The organism is Rhizobium sp. R634 (assembly GCF_002211305.1).
Classification (GTDB): domain Bacteria; phylum Pseudomonadota; class Alphaproteobacteria; order Rhizobiales; family Rhizobiaceae; genus Rhizobium.
In genome coordinates, this window is the sequence record NZ_LOKW01000024.1 from 99,031 (window position 1) to 116,890 (window position 17,860).

The 17,860-nt window shown below is 61.6% G+C and carries 12 protein-coding genes; 3 read left to right on the forward strand and 9 right to left on the reverse strand.

Annotation, left to right across the window (positions count from 1 at the left end; translation table 11 throughout):
- Positions 1-4 precede the first annotated feature (4 nt).
- A complete protein-coding gene (locus ATY77_RS21015; protein ID WP_088688690.1) occupies positions 5-3,340 on the reverse strand; it encodes a DUF1217 domain-containing protein in 3,336 nt (1,111 codons plus the stop codon).
- A 301-nt stretch (positions 3,341-3,641) separates the two neighbouring features.
- On the opposite strand from ATY77_RS21015, the gene ATY77_RS21020 reads away from it, so the two are divergent.
- Positions 3,642-4,208 carry a DUF6101 family protein gene (locus ATY77_RS21020; RefSeq protein WP_088678499.1) on the forward strand — a complete coding sequence of 189 codons (567 nt, stop codon included), beginning with the start codon at positions 3,642-3,644 and terminating at the stop codon, positions 4,206-4,208.
- 83 nt (positions 4,209-4,291) lie between these two features.
- Here ATY77_RS21020 and ubiA read toward each other — a convergent pair whose 3' ends face one another.
- The 5 genes from ubiA to ATY77_RS21045 form a co-directional block, all read right to left on the reverse strand.
- Positions 4,292-5,251: a 4-hydroxybenzoate octaprenyltransferase gene (gene ubiA, locus ATY77_RS21025; RefSeq protein WP_088678610.1), complete on the reverse strand. Its 960-nt coding sequence runs from the start codon at positions 5,249-5,251 to the stop codon at positions 4,292-4,294.
- A gap of 160 nt (positions 5,252-5,411) precedes the next feature.
- Complete coding sequence (locus tag ATY77_RS21030) at positions 5,412-6,224, reverse strand: MipA/OmpV family protein (RefSeq protein ID WP_088688691.1); 813 nt, start codon at positions 6,222-6,224, stop codon at positions 5,412-5,414.
- 122 nt (positions 6,225-6,346) lie between these two features.
- On the reverse strand, positions 6,347-6,928 hold the full coding sequence (locus ATY77_RS21035; RefSeq protein WP_088688973.1) for a histidine phosphatase family protein: 582 nt from the start codon (positions 6,926-6,928) through the stop codon (positions 6,347-6,349).
- Positions 6,929-6,968: 40 nt separating this feature from the next.
- Complete coding sequence (locus tag ATY77_RS21040; RefSeq protein ID WP_088688692.1) at positions 6,969-8,228, reverse strand: cyclopropane-fatty-acyl-phospholipid synthase family protein; 1,260 nt, start codon at positions 8,226-8,228, stop codon at positions 6,969-6,971.
- A 133-nt stretch (positions 8,229-8,361) separates the two neighbouring features.
- Positions 8,362-10,671 carry a Tex family protein gene (locus ATY77_RS21045; protein ID WP_088688693.1) on the reverse strand — a complete coding sequence of 770 codons (2,310 nt, stop codon included), beginning with the start codon at positions 10,669-10,671 and terminating at the stop codon, positions 8,362-8,364.
- 420 nt (positions 10,672-11,091) lie between these two features.
- Here ATY77_RS21045 and glyS point away from each other — a divergent pair, with 420 nt between their 5' ends.
- Positions 11,092-13,206 (forward strand): glycine--tRNA ligase subunit beta, encoded by a 2,115-nt coding sequence (gene glyS, locus ATY77_RS21050; RefSeq protein ID WP_088688694.1) that lies wholly within the window; start codon positions 11,092-11,094, stop codon positions 13,204-13,206.
- Positions 13,207-13,262: 56 nt separating this feature from the next.
- On the forward strand, positions 13,263-13,751 hold the full coding sequence (locus ATY77_RS21055) for a DUF523 domain-containing protein (RefSeq protein ID WP_088688695.1): 489 nt from the start codon (positions 13,263-13,265) through the stop codon (positions 13,749-13,751).
- A 74-nt stretch (positions 13,752-13,825) separates the two neighbouring features.
- On the opposite strand, the gene ATY77_RS21060 is transcribed toward ATY77_RS21055, so the two are convergent.
- The 3 genes from ATY77_RS21060 to purD all read right to left on the reverse strand — a co-directional run bounded on the left by ATY77_RS21060 (position 13,826) and on the right by purD (position 17,851).
- Positions 13,826-15,649, reverse strand: coding sequence for a methyl-accepting chemotaxis protein (locus tag ATY77_RS21060; protein ID WP_088688696.1), 1,824 nt, complete (start codon positions 15,647-15,649; stop codon positions 13,826-13,828).
- A gap of 363 nt (positions 15,650-16,012) precedes the next feature.
- Positions 16,013-16,474, reverse strand: a complete 462-nt coding sequence (locus ATY77_RS21065) for a plant virulence effector HPE1-like domain-containing protein (protein ID WP_088688697.1) — start codon at positions 16,472-16,474, stop codon at positions 16,013-16,015.
- A gap of 93 nt (positions 16,475-16,567) precedes the next feature.
- Complete coding sequence (purD, locus tag ATY77_RS21070; RefSeq protein ID WP_088688698.1) at positions 16,568-17,851, reverse strand: phosphoribosylamine--glycine ligase; 1,284 nt, start codon at positions 17,849-17,851, stop codon at positions 16,568-16,570.
- Positions 17,852-17,860: the final 9 nt, after the last annotated feature.

The following is a 17,860-nucleotide window of genomic DNA, read 5'->3' on the forward strand; positions in this document are numbered from 1 at the left end:
ATTATCAGGCCGACTGCGTGCCGCCGCCGGTCAGGATCTGCAGCGCCGGCGATTGCTGCGTGTTGTTCTGGACGTCGTACATTGCCGTGAAGCGTCTCAGCAGCTTGTCGACCTTCTTCGGATCCTGAAGATCCTCCAGCTTGACGAAGCGGTTGATGAGATCGGCCTGCTTGGCGACGTCCATGCCCGAAATCTGCGACGGCAGGCTGTAGGCGGTGGTGATGACCTGGTAGAGCGCCCTGTCGCCGAGGATCGAATAGATCGAGGTGATGCTCGAAGCCTTGCGGCTGAAGTAGAGCGCCAGGCGCACGCCGTCGTTGGTTTGGCCTTCCTGGGTCTCCAGCGTCTGCTGCAGGTAGAGCTGCTGGGTGCGATCCTCGGACGCCTTGTTCTGGATGGTGCCGATCTTGGCGCGTGTCAGATTGCCGTCCTTGTCGAAGTTGAAGGCCGCGACGATATCCTTGAAGCGCGCATCCGCCTTGTCGTTCAGGTAGCTCTTCTTGTCCTCGGGATCCGAGGTGAAGATTTTCTTCAACGTAGCCTTGTCGTAATCCTTCGGATCAAGGTTGTTCGCCTTCAGCACCAGATCGGTCAACCGGCTGTCGTCCAGGAAATCGTCGAGCGACTTGACCTTCGCCATGCCCTTGGCGAAATAATCGACCTCGGCCGTCGCGTCCTTGGCTGCCTTGTCCTTCACCGGGCCATCCTTCAGCAGCATGGTCATATGCGCCTTATAGTCGGTGGCGTATTTGGCCATGGTCGCGTCGGGTAGCGCCTGGAAAGGCGAAGCCGCCTTGCCGTCGGGACCGAAGTTGAAGGCGCGGGCGAGGTTGGTGATGCGTTCATCCTTGAGGGACGCGATATAACCATTCGGATCGTAAGCATCGCTCGTCAGGATCTTGCGCATCATCGAGCGCGGCACTTCCTGATCGGTGAGACCGAAAGCCTGCAGCGCCACATGATAGAGGTCCGGCAGATTGTCGTTGCTCTTCGTGAAATCCGCTGCCGAATTGGTGCGCAGGAAATCATTGACGCTGTCGATTTCGGAGAAATCCAGCAGGCTGGTGCTGTCGGCCATCATTTTCTGGTAATTGGCGGCGACCTCGTCGATCGCATCGTCGCGCTCGTCGTCATAGCGGGCGGCATAGTTGTCGTTGGTGGTCTGCGCCTGCGCGGCGATCTGGACCGAGCTGACAGCCGGGAGCGATCCATCGGCGGCGAAGTTGAAATCGGCATTGAGATCGGCATAGCCAGCCGCAGATGCCGCAGCCGCATCGGTCAAGATGCTCCTGAGGTCGGTATCCGAGATACCTTTAGGCAGGTTATACGTGCTCTTCAGGAAATTGATGATGGCGGGATCGGCGAGCAGATCATCGACATTGGAGATCGTCGACATCCTGGCGGAATAGTCGTCCGTGCGCGCTGCGGCGGCCAATTTCGTGTTGGTGACCTGGCCGCCCGTCTGGGCAGACATGCCGTCCTCGAGTGATCCATCCGCCTTGAAGTTGAAGGCAGCGGCAACGTCGGCATAGGTGCCGGTGCCGCTCTGATCGGTCAGGATGGCGCGAAGAGCGACATCGGTGACGGTCGACGGGATGCCATAGGCGTTGCGGACAAAATTGTTCAGCTTCTGATCCGCCAGCAGTTGATCGACGTTCGAGATGCCGGCGATGGTCGACTGGTAATAGACTGCCGCATTGTCGGCCCTGCTGGCGGTGCTGGCGCTTTGCGCCGCGCTCTGCGAGGCATAGAGGGTCGCGACCGACCCATCAGTCTTGAAATTGAAGAGTTCGTGGACGTCACTATAACCCTGAGCGCTTGCCGCCGCGGGATCGACGAGGAAAGTTCTCAGCGTCGCATCCGAGACGCTGTCTGCGATTTGCATGCTGGTTCTGATGTAGCTGACAGCAACAGGATCCGACATGATGTCGTCGACATTGGTGACATTGCCGATCATGCCGTTGAAGTGCGCTGCGTTCGCCGCCGACTTGTCGGTGGTCGATTTGCGCTGTGCCTCCGTCTGGATCACCGAACCGTTGATCGAGCCGTCCGCATTGAAGTTGAAGTCGGCATTGAGGCCGGCCTTCCCTTGGGCGGCGGCATAGGCTGGGTCCGTCAGGATGCTCTTCAGCTCGGCATTGCTGAAATTCACGCCGAGGCCATAGGCATCCTTGATGTAGCGCGCCGTTACGCCGTCGGCGAGCAGATCGTCGACATTGGTGATGCTGCTCGATTGCGATGTTACGCCATAATAATTGGTAGTGTTCGATGCGGCCGACGTCAGCTTGTTCGCCTGCTCGATCGACTGAGCTCGCACCGTGTTCGAGGTCGTGCCGTCCGCCTTGAAATTGAAGGCGTTGTAGACATTGGTAAAGCCCATCAGCTGGGCATAGCCCGGATCGGTCAGCACCGTGCGCAACGCCGCGGCGGTGAAGTCGGCCCCCATGCTGTAGGCCGTCTTGATATAGGAGGTCAGGCGGCTGTCGGCGACCAGATCGTCGACATTGGTGATCGTGCCGATCTTCGCCGTATAATAGGCCTTGTTGTATTCGGCCGCCGTCTTGCCGACATAGTAGACGTCGGAGCCGACCGAATTGTCGATGATGACCGACTGGGAATTCAGCGTGTAGGTCTCGATCACCGAAGCCTTCTGCGCGGCCGTCTGGGCCGTCCCGGTGACCGTGCCGTCGGCATTGAAGCTGAACTGGGCGGCAAGCGCCTTGTATTTGTCGCCGCCCTGCGTGTTGACGAAGCTCGACGGGTCGCTGAGATCACTCGTCAGCACCTGCCGCAGGAAATCCTTCGACGCATAGGTCGGATCGATTTTGAACGTCTTCAGCACATAGGTGCGCAGCCGCGTGTTGTTGATCAGGTCGTCGACGGTCTGCACGCTGTCGATATTGTTGCCGTAATAGGTGCTCTCGGTGGCCGCGGCCTTGTCGGCATCGACAAAGGACTGCTTGTAGAGACCGATGAGATCGTCCTCCTGCGCGTCCGTCTGCACGTCCTTGTCAGGCGCATTGAAATTGAAGGCGGCGGCGAATTCGCGGTAGCGCGTATCGGAGAGCTTGTTGGCGTAGCTGTCGGGGTCGGTGAGATCGCTTTCGAGCACCTTCTTCATGAAGGCCTTGGCGTAGGTCATGTCCTCGAGGCCATAGGCCTTCATCGCGTAGCTGTAGAGCTTGTAGTCGCCGAGGAAGTCGTCGACGTCAGTGACCTTGTTGATATTGTCGGCGTAGTACTGGGCATCCTTCTTGACCGTCGATTGCGCCGCAACCTTGTTGAGGCTCGACGTCATATCCTTCGACAGGATCGAGTAAGCGAGGGAAGCCGTAATCATCAAAAGCGCCCTTTTCGGCAAAATCTCTAAAAGAACGACGAACTGCTGGTGGGCCCATTTTGCCACGCAAAACTTACCCGAGACTTACCTCTGGGTTGCGTCATTTCAGGACAAGACACCGTTCACCTTCCGGAAACCCTGCCGGATTCGGTTTTGATAACCATCGTAGGAGGCAAAGTTTTCTTAACCGCAATTTTTAAGCTGTACGGAAGGGCCCCCGCCTATTGTCGGCCATAGAGGACGAAAAGTCCCAAGGAGAAGACCGGAAACCGGCTCTCAGGTAAGACAAGGGTAGAATGAAATGAACAATCCCGTTATGAAGCCCGCATGGGCTGGCACGACGCTACGCCTCGATCCGTCCCGCTTTCCCCAGCAGGTCAGCTACGCCATCCATGATTGTTCGGATGACGTCAGCATCACCATAGACGAACGCGGCGCCGTTCTGCGCAAGATCCTTCCCTCCAGCGGCCTGCCGCTATCGATTGCCCTGCCGAAGCGCGTCTTTCAGGGTGTCGCGGCCCGCGCCATAGACCATGGCGACGGTGAGGTTACGGTGACGCTCGAACTCCACCACGCGGATCCGGAACTCTGCATTCCGCTGCTCGTCGCCCATGATCTCAGCGACATCGCCGCCGACTGGCGCAGCTGGTCGGAGGCCTTCCGCATTCCGATGCTGATGGTCGAAGCCGATGGCGTCGCACGGCCGCTCGAAGACCATATCGGAGCCCTGCGTACCGGCGATCTGAAGCCGCGCCGCCGTCATTCCTACTTCGCCAATCGCCGTCCGCGCTTCCTCGTGCGCCGCACCACTGGCCGGCTGGGCGTTGCGATGAAGATCGAAGGCAAGGAAATCATCGCCCGCAACTGAACGGAATCGCGACAGTTCCATGCGGCAACGCCGCTCCGGAACCATTTTGAAACCCGGCGCCCGCGCCGGGTTTTTCGTTCCATTCAGGGAATGGCGAACAGCAGCGAGACGAAAAGGCCGAAGAAGATGATCAGGCCGACGCGGTTGTTCGACTTGAAGAGCGCCAGGCATTGGACGGGATCATCGATATCAAGCCGGACGATCTGCCAGGCAAACATGCCGGCCGCGCCGATGAGCGCCAGGAAGGCAATGAGATTGGCGTCACCGAGCAGAAAAGCGGCGAACATCAGCACCAGCGTCAGCCCATAAAGACCGATCAGCCAAAGCCTCGTCCTGTCGCCGAAGAGCCGTGCTGTGGAGCGAACGCCGATCAGTTCGTCGTCCTCCTTGTCCTGGTGGGCGTAGATGGTGTCGTAACCGATCGTCCAGGCGACGGAGGCGGCATAAAGCAGGATCGCCGCGAAGGAGAGGCCACCCGATATGCCGGCCCAGCCCATCAGCGCACCCCAGGAAAAGGCAAGTCCCAGGAAGAACTGCGGCCAGTCGGTGAAGCGTTTGGCGAAGGGATAAAGCGCGACGATGCCGAGCGAGAGAATGCCGAGGAAAACGGTCAGCCAGTTGAATTGCAGCAGCACGAAAAGGCCGACCAGCGCCTGCAGGCCGATAAAGATCTTCGCATGGGCGCGGGTGACGCGGCCGGAAGGGAGTGGTCGCGAACGCGTGCGCGCCACTTCCATGTCGATCTCATGGTCGACGAGATCGTTGTAAGTGCAGCCGGCGCCGCGCATGGCGACCGCGCCGATGAAATAGAGGATGAGGTGGGAGACCAGCAGGCTGCCGGAATAGCGCCCCTCGCCGATCGCCGCATTGGCGGCGAGTGTCGCCGACCAAAAGCATGGCCACATCAAGAGCTGCCAGCCGATGGGCCGGTCCCAGCGCGCGAGCTGCGCATAGGGCCACAGCCATGGCGGCAGGATCCGGTAAACCCAGTTATCGGAAGGTGCGTCGGAGACGCGATCGTGAAAATGACCGGTATCTTGCATGCCGTTCATCTAGCGGCGGGCTGGCGATCCGGTCAAGAAGCGATCGCGGCGTCACGGGAGCACTCCCGCTGTTCTCCGAACCGCGGAAATGCTCTATCGCTTTGTTTTCTCTCAATTCCTGACGAAAAACCCGTGGGTGCTCTTGCCGGAATTGCTCCGATCACTGCAGTGAGAAATTGAATCTGTACGTCGCCGAGACGCCGATCAGGACCTGGTTCTTCGAGCCGCGCTCCCTGACGAGGCTGCTATCGGCAGCCGGGCCTGCGAGCCGCTTATATTCCAGGAAGGAACTCGCCGACAGGTTTTCCGTCGCCTTCCATGTCAGGGCCGCACCCGCGCCGTAAGACTGGATGCCCGATGACGGCTTGTAGGGATCGAGGCCGCTTGCCGCAGCCTGCTTGGCGTTGACGCCGTAATAGGCGTCGTAATAACCGCTTGTGGCGAATGTCGCGCGCGGGCCGCCGGAAAGCTGCAGGTCGGGCGCGATGTCGGTGAAGGCATCGACAGCGAGATCGGCGACGACGCCATCATGCGAGCGGATGCCCTGGCGGACTTCGGCGCGGGCGCGAATGAAATCGGTCGGGTAGACTTCGACGAAACCGCCGGCTTCCGCTCCCCACTTGACCTTCTTCATGCCCTTCAACTCATGGCCGTCGCCATCATCGCGCGAAGGCACGAACCGGCCGACGATGCCGGCCCGAATGGTTCCGTTGTCGATGAGGGCGAAGGAAGGATTGTCGTTGCGCGAGGAAAAACGCGGGGCCGATCCCTGCCGGCCGGCCGAGATCAGCGGGCTGAACCTGAATTCATAACGCGAAGAGCCTTCGAATTTCGGGGCAGAGAAGCCGGCGACGCCGACGCTCAAATACCAGTCGCCGGACCAGAAATGCTGGCCGCTTTCCTGCGCGGCCGCAGAACCAAAGGAAGAAAAGGCAATAAGCAAAGAAATCGATACGACTGATCGATGAGACACGTCCGCACTCCAGAAAACGCAAAAACAAAGCCGCGGAGGGCGGCGGTCGCTACATTTATCGTGAGGTCGTTACGCCAATGTTAACCACGGCGGCGAGATTGGAAGGCAAAACCGATGTCTTTTTACCGCTGGTTCCAGCGGCGGATGACCGGTTCGGTCAAGTCGTGTTCATAGCCGAGCACGCTGATGCTCGCGGTATCCAGCACGAAATGCGCACCGCCTTGCGGCGGGAGGCCGAGCCAGCGGGCGGCGAGCACACGCAGGAAATGCGAGCTCGAGAAGATCAGGATGCTGGCAGGCGCCTGGCGAATCGCATTGATGACGGCATCCGCGCGGGCGCCGACATCAGCAGCGCTTTCGCCGTTCGGGCAGCCATCGCGAAAGAGCTGCCAGCCGGGGCGGTCCGCCAGAATAGCCTTCGTCGTGATGCCCTCGTAAGCGCCGTAATCCCATTCGGCGAGATCTTCACGGATCACCGCGCCGGAGCCGAATCCGGCAAGCATGCAGGTCTTGCGGGCACGCGCGGACGGGCTCGACCAGACGGCGGAGACGGAAAGGCCCGCCAGCCGGTCGGCAAGCTTTCGGGCGGCGGCTTCGCCATTTTCCGTCAAGGGAATATCGCTTCGCCCGGTATGGCGCCCGGAAAGGCTCCATTCGGTTTCGCCGTGCCGCACGAGATAGATTTCGGGAAACGCACTGCTCATCGGCATGCCCTTTCATGAAAACCGGCACAAATACTGACTGTCAGAACGTCACCTTCTCCAGCGGTGGGCGGTTCGCCTCGAACTCCTTCAGCTTCGCTTCGTTCCGGGCAAGGTAATTGCGGTTGTCGGGAACCGTGAACTGGTTCTTGGCGATCTGAATCTGGAGGATGAAAAGCTCATCCCAACGGAAGCCCATTTCCGAGCCGGCGAGATAAAATTCCCACATGCGGAAGAATTGCTCGTCGTAAAGCGCCACGGCTTCGGCCTTGCGCGCCACGAAACGCTCGCGCCAATGACGCAGCGTATAGGCATAATGCATCGGCAGGATTTCAACATCCCGGACCAGCAATCCCGCCTTTTCAAGCGGCGGCAGGACCTCGCCGACCGAGGGAATGTAGCCGCCGGGAAAAATATATTTTTCGATGAAGGCGTTGGTGCCGAAGCTCGGCTTCGGACGGCCGATCGAGTGCAGGACCATGACGCCGTTGTCGTCGAGCAGGTCCGACACCTTGCGGAAGAAATTGCCGTAATTGCCGATGCCAACATGCTCGAACATGCCGACCGAGACGATGCGGTCGAACTTCCGCCCGGTCATGCTGCGATAATCCTGCAGTTCGAACCGCACGCGATCTCCAAGCCCACGCTTTTCGGCGCGCGTGCGCGACACCTTGAGCTGCTCTTCGCTCAGCGTAATGCCGGTGAAATCGGCGCCCTCCGTCGCCTCCGCCAGATACATGCCCATGCCGCCCCAGCCGGAGCCGATCTCCAGGATGCGCTGGTTCGGCTCGAGCAGAAGCTTGGCGGCGATATGGCGTTTCTTCGCAAGCTGGGCCTCGTCGAGGCCGATGCCCGGCGGTTCGAAATAGGCGCAGGAATATTGCCAATCCTCATCGAGGAAAAGATCGAAGAGCTTGGCCGACAGATCGTAATGATGAGCGACGTTGTGCTTGTTGCGATTGACGGGCACGCGGCTCTTCAGCTGCTGCCAGGCAATGCGGCCGACGAGCAGCGCCGCCATCTTGAAATCGAAAATCTCATTGGTGGTGTTCTGCTTCACCAGCGACAGGAAATCGTAAATGTTGCCCTGTTCGAGAATGAACCGGCCCTGCATGTACATTTCGCCGAGCTTCATCGTCGGGTCGCGACGAATGGCATCCTCGGCCTCCTGATCGGCAACACGGGCGACAACCATGTCTCCGGTGCCGTCACCGATCATGTGGGTGTCGCCATTGGCAAGGGTAAGTTTCAAAGACCCCTTGCGGATGATTTGCTGGACGATCGAAAGGAAAGCCGACGCCATGGACGCCTCGCAAATGTGACAGGATGGTCACATCAACTTAATAACTCTCCTTCGCCTTACAAGCGCCGGATTTAGCACTCTTTCGAGAACTTTGCCAAACTGTTGCATTTTTGCCGAAAGGCAGGCTAAGCCCTTATTTTCGCTTCATGGCTTCGGCAAGTGCCGCGCCGAAGGCGCCCTGGCTTTCCTGTTTCGGAGCGGCCGGCCGGCGATCGTTCTGCGGCCGCGAACCCTGACTTCCCCGAGAATCACCGCGCGGGGGAGGCGCCGAAGAACCGTCGTCGCGCCGCATCGAAAGACCGATCCGCTTGCGTTTGGCATCGACCTCGACGACGCGCACCTTGACGACGTCGCCGGCCTTCACGACCTCGTGCGGATCCTTGACGAAACGGTCGGCAAGCTGGGACACATGCACAAGACCATCCTGGTGCACGCCGATATCGACGAAGGCGCCGAAGGCTGCAACATTGGTCACCGTGCCTTCCAGCACCATGCCGGGCTTCAGGTCGGAAATTTCGTTGACGCCTTCGGCGAAGGTCGCGGTCTTGAAGCTCGGACGCGGGTCGCGGCCGGGCTTTTCCAGCTCGGCGATAATGTCGCGAACCGTCGGCAGACCGAATTTCTCGTCGATGAACTGGCGCGGGTCGATCGATTTCAGGACAGCGCTGTCGCCCATCAGCGCGCGCAGATCGCGGCCGCAGGCGGCGACAATCTTCTTGGCGACACCGTAGGCTTCGGGGTGAACCGAGGAGGAGTCGAGCGGCTCCTTGCCGTTCGGGATGCGCAGGAAGCCGGCACATTGCTCGAAGGTGCGGCCGCCGAGCCGAGCGACCTTCAACAGATCGCGCCGTGTCTCGAAACGGCCCTCGCTGTCGCGGTGGCGGACGATGGCATCGGCGATCGACGGCCCGAGGCCGGAGACGCGGGCGAGCAGCGGCGCGGACGCGGTGTTGAGATCGACGCCGACGGCATTCACCGCATCTTCGACCACGGCGTCGAGCGAGCGCGACAGCTTCTGCTGGTCGACATCGTGCTGATACTGGCCGACGCCGATCGACTTCGGCTCGATCTTGACGAGTTCGGCGAGCGGATCCTGCAGACGGCGTGCAATGGAGACGGCGCCGCGCAGCGATACGTCGAGATCCGGGAATTCGGCCGCTGCGGTCGCCGAGGCGGAATAGACCGAGGCGCCGGCTTCGGACACGATAACCTTGGTCGGCTTCGGCGCCGGCAGCTCGGCCAGCATGTCGGCCACCAGCTTTTCCGTTTCGCGGCTGCCGGTGCCGTTGCCGATCGAGATCAGCTCGACATTGTGCTTGCGGATCAGCGATGCGAGTTCGATCTGCGCGCCGCGTACGTCGTTTCGCGGCTGGAAGGGATAGACGGTCGAGGTCGCCACCACCTTGCCGGTGCCGTCGACGACGGCGACCTTGACGCCGGTGCGGATGCCGGGATCGAGGCCCATCGTCGCGCGCGAGCCGGCGGGGGCGGCGAGCAGCAGATCCTTGAGATTGCGGGCGAAGACATGGATCGCCTCCTCCTCGGCCCTCTCGCGCAGTTCGCGCATCAGGTCGAGCGAGAGCGACATGGAAAGCTTGACGCGCCAGGTCCAGCTCGCGACCTCCATCAGCCAGCGGTCGCCGGGACGGCTCGCGCCGATCTCGTAGGCAGCGGCGATCATGCGTTCAACAGGCTTGTTCGGAGAAGCGGTCTCGGCGTCGGCCTCGATCGTCAGCGTCAGCACTTCCTCGTTCCAGCCGCGCAGCATGGCGAGCGCGCGGTGGCCGGGCGCGGTCGCCCAGCGTTCGGAATGGTCGAAATAATCGGAAAACTTCTCGCCCGTTGTCTGCTTGCCGTCGACGACCTTCGCCTTCAGCAGGGAGGCCTGGCGCATATGGGCGCGCAATCTGCCGAGCAGATCGGCATTTTCGGCAATGCCTTCGGCGATGATATCGCGTGCTCCTTCGAGCGCCGTTTTCACATCGGGCACATCCGCCGTGATGAAGCCCTCGGCCAATACCGGCGGTTCCCGGCCGCGATCGGCAAGGATCGTCTCGGCGAGCGGACCGAGGCCACGCTCGCGGGCGATCTCGGCGCGGGTGCGCCGCTTCGGCTTGTAGGGCAGATAGAGATCCTCGAGCTCGGCCTTGGTTTCGGCGCCGGCGACTTTCCCCATCAGCTCGTCGGTCATCTTGCCCTGACCGGTGATCGATTCGACGATCGCAGCGCGCCGGGCTTCGAGTTCGCGCAGATAGACCAGCCGCTCGGCGAGATTGCGCAGCTGCGTGTCGTCAAGTCCGCCCGTCACCTCTTTGCGGTAGCGGGCGATGAATGGCACGGTGGCGCCTTCGTCGAGCAACTCGATGGCGGCCTTGGCCTGATCCGGCCGGGCATTGATTTCGGCCGCGATACGGGCTGCGAGAAAGCGGAGGTCAGCGGCCATGAGATTTCCTGTTTCGACGAAAGTTGCGGGACCATAGCGGCGAAAAGCGGCAAGGCAATGCCCGACTGTGGTTTCCACAGCGGAAGTTGTTGGATGGGAATCATCGGCATTGTCCCGTGGAGCCCCCTCATCTGCCTGCCGGCATCTTCTCCCCGAGGGGAGAAGCGGAATCGTAGCGGCGTCTCGCCCTCCTGGAGCTACCGCTTGTGGAGCCCAGGGCAAGCGGCTTGCTCCTCTCTTCTCCCCAGCGGGGAGAAGGTGGCCCGAAGGGTCGGATGAGGGGGCCACACGGCACAACGCCTACCAACCATCCACCCCATCACTCTCTTCCGTTTTTGCGGTTGTGCAGATGCGGCATTCTTTGATAGCAGAAGCAACGTTTTGGATCGCCCTGCCCGCGGGCGCAAGGAAAAGAGTGCCATGCCAAACCTTCTTCTCGAACTCCGCTCCGAAGAGATTCCGGCCCGCATGCAGCGCAAGGCTGCCGGCGATCTGAAGAAGCTCGTGACCGATGCGCTCGTCGAAGCGGGTCTGTCCTATGAGGGCGCGCGCGAATATTGGACGCCGCGTCGGCTGGCGCTCGACATTCACGGCCTGACGGCCCGCTCCGCCGATGTGCGCGAGGAGCGCAAGGGGCCGCGCACCGACGCCAACGAGAAGGCGATCGAGGGCTTCCTGCGCGGCGCCGGCCTTTCCTCGGTCTCCGAGGCGCAGGTGGTGAGCGATCCGAAGAAGGGCGATTTTTACGTGGCGGTCATCTCAAAGCCCGGTCGCGCGGCTGAAAAGATCATCGCCGAGGTGATGCCCGGCATCATCCGCGATTTCCCTTGGCCGAAATCCATGCGCTGGGGCAAAGCCTCCTCCAAGCCGGGCGCGCTGCGCTGGGTGCGGCCGCTGCAGTCGATCGTCTGCACCTTCGGCCCCGAGCATGAAGAAACGGTCGTCATCCCCTTCGAGATCGACGGCATCACTGCCTCGAACGTCACCTACGGCCATCGCTTCCATGCGCCGGAGGCGATCACCGTGCGCCGCTTCGACGATTATGCGGCGAGCCTCGAAAGGGCCAAGGTCATCCTCGACGCCGAGCGGCGCAAGGACATCATTCTGCACGACGCCCGCGACATCGCTTTCGCCAACGGGCTCGAGCTGGTGGAAGACGAAGGGCTGCTGGAGGAAGTCTCCGGTCTTGTGGAATGGCCGCAGGTGCTGATGGGGTCCTTCGAAGAGGATTACCTCTCCATCCCCTCCGAGATCATCCGGCTGACGATCAAGACCAACCAGAAGTGCTTCGTCACCCGCAAGCAGGGTGAGGAAGGGCTATCGAACAAGTTCATCCTCATCTCCAATATCCAGGCGACGGATGGCGGCAAGGAAATCGTTCACGGCAACGGCAAGGTCGTGCGCGCCCGGCTTTCGGACGCGCTGCATTTCTGGAAGCGCGACCAGGGCAATCTACCGGATCTCGAAACGCTGACGGCTTCGGCCGAGAAGTTCGGCCTCGACCTGAAGAAGCCGCTCGATCAGCGCATGGCCAAACTCGATGCGCTCAATGTGACGTTCCACGCCAAGCTTGGCACACAAGGGGCGCGCGTCGCCCGCATCCGCGCGCTGGCATCCGAGCTCGCGAAGATCACCGGCGCCGACGCAACTCTCACCGATCGCGCCGCCGTGCTGGCAAAGGCCGATCTGCGCACCGAAGCGGTCGGCGAATTCCCGGAGCTGCAGGGCTTGATGGGCCGCAAATATGCGGTGCTGCAGGGCGAGAATGCCTCCGTCGCCGCGGCCATCGAGGACCACTACAAGCCGCAAGGCCCATCGGACCGTGTGCCGGAGGACAAGGTGGCGATCACGGTCGCTCTTGCGGACAAGCTCGATACGCTGATCGGCTTCTGGGCGATCGATGAAAAGCCGACCGGCTCGAAGGATCCCTTCGCGCTGCGCCGCGCCGCCCTTGGCGTCGTCAGAATCCTGCTGGAGCGCAGGATCCGCCTGCCGCTTCTAGCGACCGTCAGGGATGCCGACCTGCTCTCCTTCTTCCATGATCGCCTGAAGGTCTATCTGCGCGATCAGGGCGCCCGCCACGATCTCATCGATGCCGTGCTGACGCCCGAAGCCGACGATCTGCTGATGGTGGCGCGCCGCGTCGAGGCGCTGACGGCCTTCATCACCTCTGAGGACGGCAAGAACCTGCTTGCCGGCACCAAGCGGGCCACACAGCTGCTCGCCGCCGAAGAAAAGAAGGGTACCGTCATCGCCGATGCCGTCGCGGAAGCGCTCTTGAAGCTCGACGCCGAAAAGGAACTCTTCGCGGCCATATCGAGCGCCTCCAAGGATGCGGCGGAGGCCGTCGCCGGAGAGGACTTCCGCTCGGCAATGGCAGCACTTTCCAAGCTGCGCGGCCCTGTCGACCGCTTCTTCGAAGACGTTCTCGTCAACGACGAGGACGCCGCCATTCGCGCCAACCGCCTCGCTTTGCTCCGGCTGATCCGCGAAGCGACGGGAACGGTCGCGGATTTCTCGAAGATATCGGGTTAAGAATGCGGGCCTCGGCGGTCTGGCATTGCGGCCGCCGCGGCGTTATTCAATGAGGCATGCAAAACAGGATTCTCGTCAGTGCCTGCCTCATGGGCCATGCCGTCCGCTATGACGGGCAGGCGAAGCCGTTGCTTCATCCTGCAATCGAGAGATGGTGGGCAGAAGGGCGGCTGGTGACGATCTGTCCGGAGATGTCGGCGGGCATGCAGGTGCCGCGGCCGCCGGCGGAGATTGCGAATGGGGCAAGCGGTGAAGACGTGCTGGCAGGCAAGGCGCGGGTCGTCGAGAGCACCGGCGCAGACGTGACGGAAGAGTTCATGCAGGCTGCGGAAAACGCCGTCACGCTCGCCAGCCAGGCCGGTTGCCGCTACGCGCTGCTCATCGAAGGCAGCCCGTCCTGCGGATCCGATTTCATCTATGACGGGACGTTTTCCAGACGCAAGCAGGCCGGCAGCGGCGTGACGGCGGCGGCATTGAAAGCGGCCGGCGTCGAGGTGTTTTCCGATCGCGAGATCGAGCGGCTGATCGAACGTGTTTCCGACTGATCATCCATAAGGAACGGCCGCCGGAAACCGGCGGCCGTCCAGTCTTTGGCGATGAAAACAGGTCGCCCGGTCTGTTAGGCGGCGCGGCGGCCTCGATGCATGGCCGGCTGAGCGCCGGCGGCGCCGACGCGGAAGCCGCGGATAAGATCGACCAGCTCGTCGGTATCGCTGGCCAGCGTTTCGGCCGAGGCCGTGGTCTCTTCGGCCATGGCGGCGTTCTGCTGGGTGGCAGCGTCGAGCTGGTTCATCGAAGATGAGATCGACCGCAGCGTCGTGTCCTGCTCGGAGGCGCTGTGGGCGATCTTGGCGACGATCTCGTTGGCGGCCTTGATCTGGTCGGAGATGCGCTTCAGCGCCTCGCCTGCCTCGCCGACCAGACGGACGCCGTGATCCACCTGGGTGGAGGAGCGGGCGATCTGGTCCTTGATCTCCTTTGCCGCGGCGGCGGACCGCTGGGCAAGTTCGCGCACTTCCTGGGCGACGACCGCAAAGCCCTTGCCGGATTCGCCAGCGCGGGCCGCCTCGACGCCGGCATTCAGCGCCAGGAGGTTGGTCTGGAAGGCGATCTCATCGATGACGCCGATGATCTTCGAAATTTCCGAGGACGACTTCTCGATACCGCTCATCGCCTCGATCGCCTGGCTGACGATGGCATCGCTATGGGTGGCCTCGGTGCTGACGGAATGGACGCGCTGGCTGGCTTCGTGTGCGCCATCGGCTGTCTGGCGGACGGCGACTGTCAGCTCGTCGAGAGCGGCTGAGGTCTCCTCCAGGCTTGCAGCCTGGCGTTCGGTGCGCTGCGACAGCTCGTTGGAAGCGCGGCGGATTTCTTCCTTGCTGGTGCCGATATCGCTGCCCTTGGCGCTGACCTTGGCCATGGCGGCTTCCAGATGCGACAGCGCATCGTTGAAGTTGTCGCGAAGGGCGGCGTATTTCTGACCGAGATCGGCGCAGCGGACGGTGAGATCGCCGCGGGCGATCATCTCCAGCGCCTGGCCGATCGTCGCCACGACCCGGGCCTGAAGTGCGGCTTCGTCGTGCTGCTGGCGCAGATTGTTTTCACGCTCGCTTTCCAGCGCCAGCTGCTGGGCCGCTTCGCGATCCGACATCGCGTGACGCTCCCTGATCTTTTCCTGCAGCGACTGTGTCGCCTTCGCCATCATGCCGACTTCATTGTTCATGGCCGTATGCGGGATGGCGATGGAGACATCCTCTTCGGAGACAGCCTTCAGGGCGGCATGGACGTTGTTGAGAGGTCCTGAAATACCGCGGATGACGACGTAGGCGGCTGCCATGGCAAGGAAAAACAGAACGATGCTGCCGGAGAGCGCGGTCAGGATCGTGCTGTCTATCTGCGCATCGAGATCGTCCATGTAGACGCCGGTGACGACGACGACTTTCCAAGGGTCGAAGGCCTGTCCATAGGCCGTCTTGCGGTAATCGCCGGCCGGTTGGCCCGGTTTGCTGGTGGAATAAAATTCGACAAGGCCTCCGCCCTGCTGACCGAGCTTGACCAGCTCTTCGCGATAGAGCTTGCCCTTGCTATCCGCCTGCCCCTTCAGGTTCTGTCCGACCTTCGCGGCGTCGTAGTGGAACAGCATCTGGACGTCGTAGCTATAACCGAAGAAATAGCCGTCCGGATCGTATTTCATTCCGTTGACGGTGGTATAGGCCTGCTTCTGGGCGTCCTCGAGCGTCATTTCGCCCGCAGCGACCTTGGCCTGGTAAAGCTTGAGAACGGAGACCGCCGACTGAACCTCGGCTCGGAGCATGTCGTAGCGCTCCTTGTAGATCGCATCGACCGAGGAGCGGATCTGCAGGGAGGTGGCGACCGCAAAGGCGATCATCAGGCCGACGACCAGCAATATAAGCTGCTTCGATATTTTCAGATTTTTCATGATTCCTCGCAACGGGAACGGCAAAATACATTCCGGTGCGGTCTTCTACCGCCTGTGCGAGCGCCGAAGGGACGACGCGTCTACTGCTGCTAAATAACATGCTGCGACCGGCGAGGAACCATCACTGCTCACCCCATAAGAAATCTTTAATTTAACGAAAAACGATGCAAAGTTTCCCTAAAAATCTGGGGTGGGGATGACCCGGAAAACCTCGGACTTTCATCCGCTGGTCGTAGACCGATCGGTTTTCAAAGAGCGTCTCGAAGCAAGAATGCACCCCCGCTTCTCTTCGAGGGTGCATTCGGTCCACCGAGGTGGAACCCCAAACGATCGAAACCTTGATCGGGCAGGGGCAGGGAACTTTTAAAAACGCAGCTTGAATTCAGAAACGTCGAGAGGCGCCGTTTGTTGCACCATGCCTGCTGCAACGGGCTTGGCATCGCTGCCGATGACGGCCGCGGTCTTGGCGTTCATGTCAATCCCGTCGGCCGGCACGACCGAAGGCTCGGCGGCAAGCTGCGTTTCCGGGGTCGCCTTGCTGACGAAGAGAACCGGCGAGCCGCCCATCCAGTTTTCGGTGCGGTAGATCTTCTTTTCGCCGTCGACATCGCGGACTTCAGTGGCCTGGAAGGCGCCGGGCGTCAGCTCCGGGACGGTATAATCCTTCTTGGTCACATCGGCCTGGAGCGGGGGACAATTGGGGCAGGATTCAGTGACGATGCTGCCGTCACGGTGTGGCGCAGCCGTGCCGATCACCTCTATCGAGGATGCCATCGCCGAACCCGCCATCAGCAGGATTGCCGCACCGAAGAAAATCTGCCGCATCAAAGCTACTCCGTCTCACTTCAGGAGCAAAATAACGCAGCTTTGTTTCCATCCCGTCAGGGCAAAAGGTAAAAATTTAAGGAAGGCGGCAAATTATGCCTTATCCGACGCCATTTCGCGCTCGACCGCGCGCCAGCCGATGTCGAGCCGGCAGAAGCCGTTCTCCCACTCCACCCTGTCGAGCAGCGCATAGGCGCGGTCTTTAGCCTCGGCGACCGTGCCGCCTGACGCGGTCACGTTCAGCACACGGCCGCCGGTCGCGACCAATGCGCCGTCCTTGAGAGCCGTGCCGGCATGAAACACCTTCTCCCCCTCGCCTGCCTCAGGCAGCGAGAGGATCGGCGTGTTCTTTTCATAAGCGGCGGGATAACCCTTCGAGGCCATGACCACCGTCAGCGCCGGATCGTCGCTCCATTCGGCGCTCACCTGATCGAGCGTGCCGTTGGCGGTGGCCAGAAGCAGCGGCAGCAGATCGCTTTTCAGCCGCATCATCATGACCTGGCATTCGGGATCGCCGAAGCGGACATTGTATTCGATGAGTTCCGGCCCCTTCTTGGTGATCATCAATCCGGCGAAAAACACGCCGGAGAAGGGATGGCCGCTTTCGGCCATGCCGCTGATCGTCGGCTCGATGATCTCCTTCATCGTGCGCTCGACCATCTCGGCGGTCATGACAGGCGCCGGCGAATAGGCGCCCATGCCGCCGGTATTGACGCCGGTATCGCCCTCGCCCACCCGCTTGTGATCCTGGGCGGTTGCCAGCGGCAGCGCATGTTTTCCATCGCAAAGGCAGAAGAAGCTTGCCTCCTCGCCGTCGAGATAGGCTTCGACGACGACTTCGGCGCCGGCGGCGCCAAAAGCACCCTCGAAGCAATCGTCGACCGCATCAAGCGCCTCGTCCAGCGTCATCGCAACGGTCACGCCCTTGCCGGCGGCAAGGCCGTCCGCCTTGACGACGATCGGCGCGCCTTGGGCGCGGATATAGGCTTTGGCCTTCGGCGCATTGTTGAAACGCTGATAGGCGCCGGTGGGAATGCCGTAGCGGGCACAGATATCCTTGGTGAAGCCTTTGGAGCCCTCGAGCTGGGCGGCAGCGGCGGACGGGCCGAAAACCGTCAGGCCATCGGCGCGCAGCCGGTCGGCGAGGCCGGCAACCAGCGGCGCTTCCGGGCCGACGACGACGAAATCGATCCCCTTCTCCCGGCAAAAGGCGGCGATCGCCTCGTGATCCTCGATGTTCATCGGCACCAGGACGGCATGTTCGGCAATGCCAGGATTGCCGGGCGCGGCGTAGAATTCGCTCATCAACGGCGATTGCGCCAGCTTCCAGGCGAGTGCGTGCTCGCGTCCGCCCGATCCGATCAACAGAACCTTCATGCGCCACCC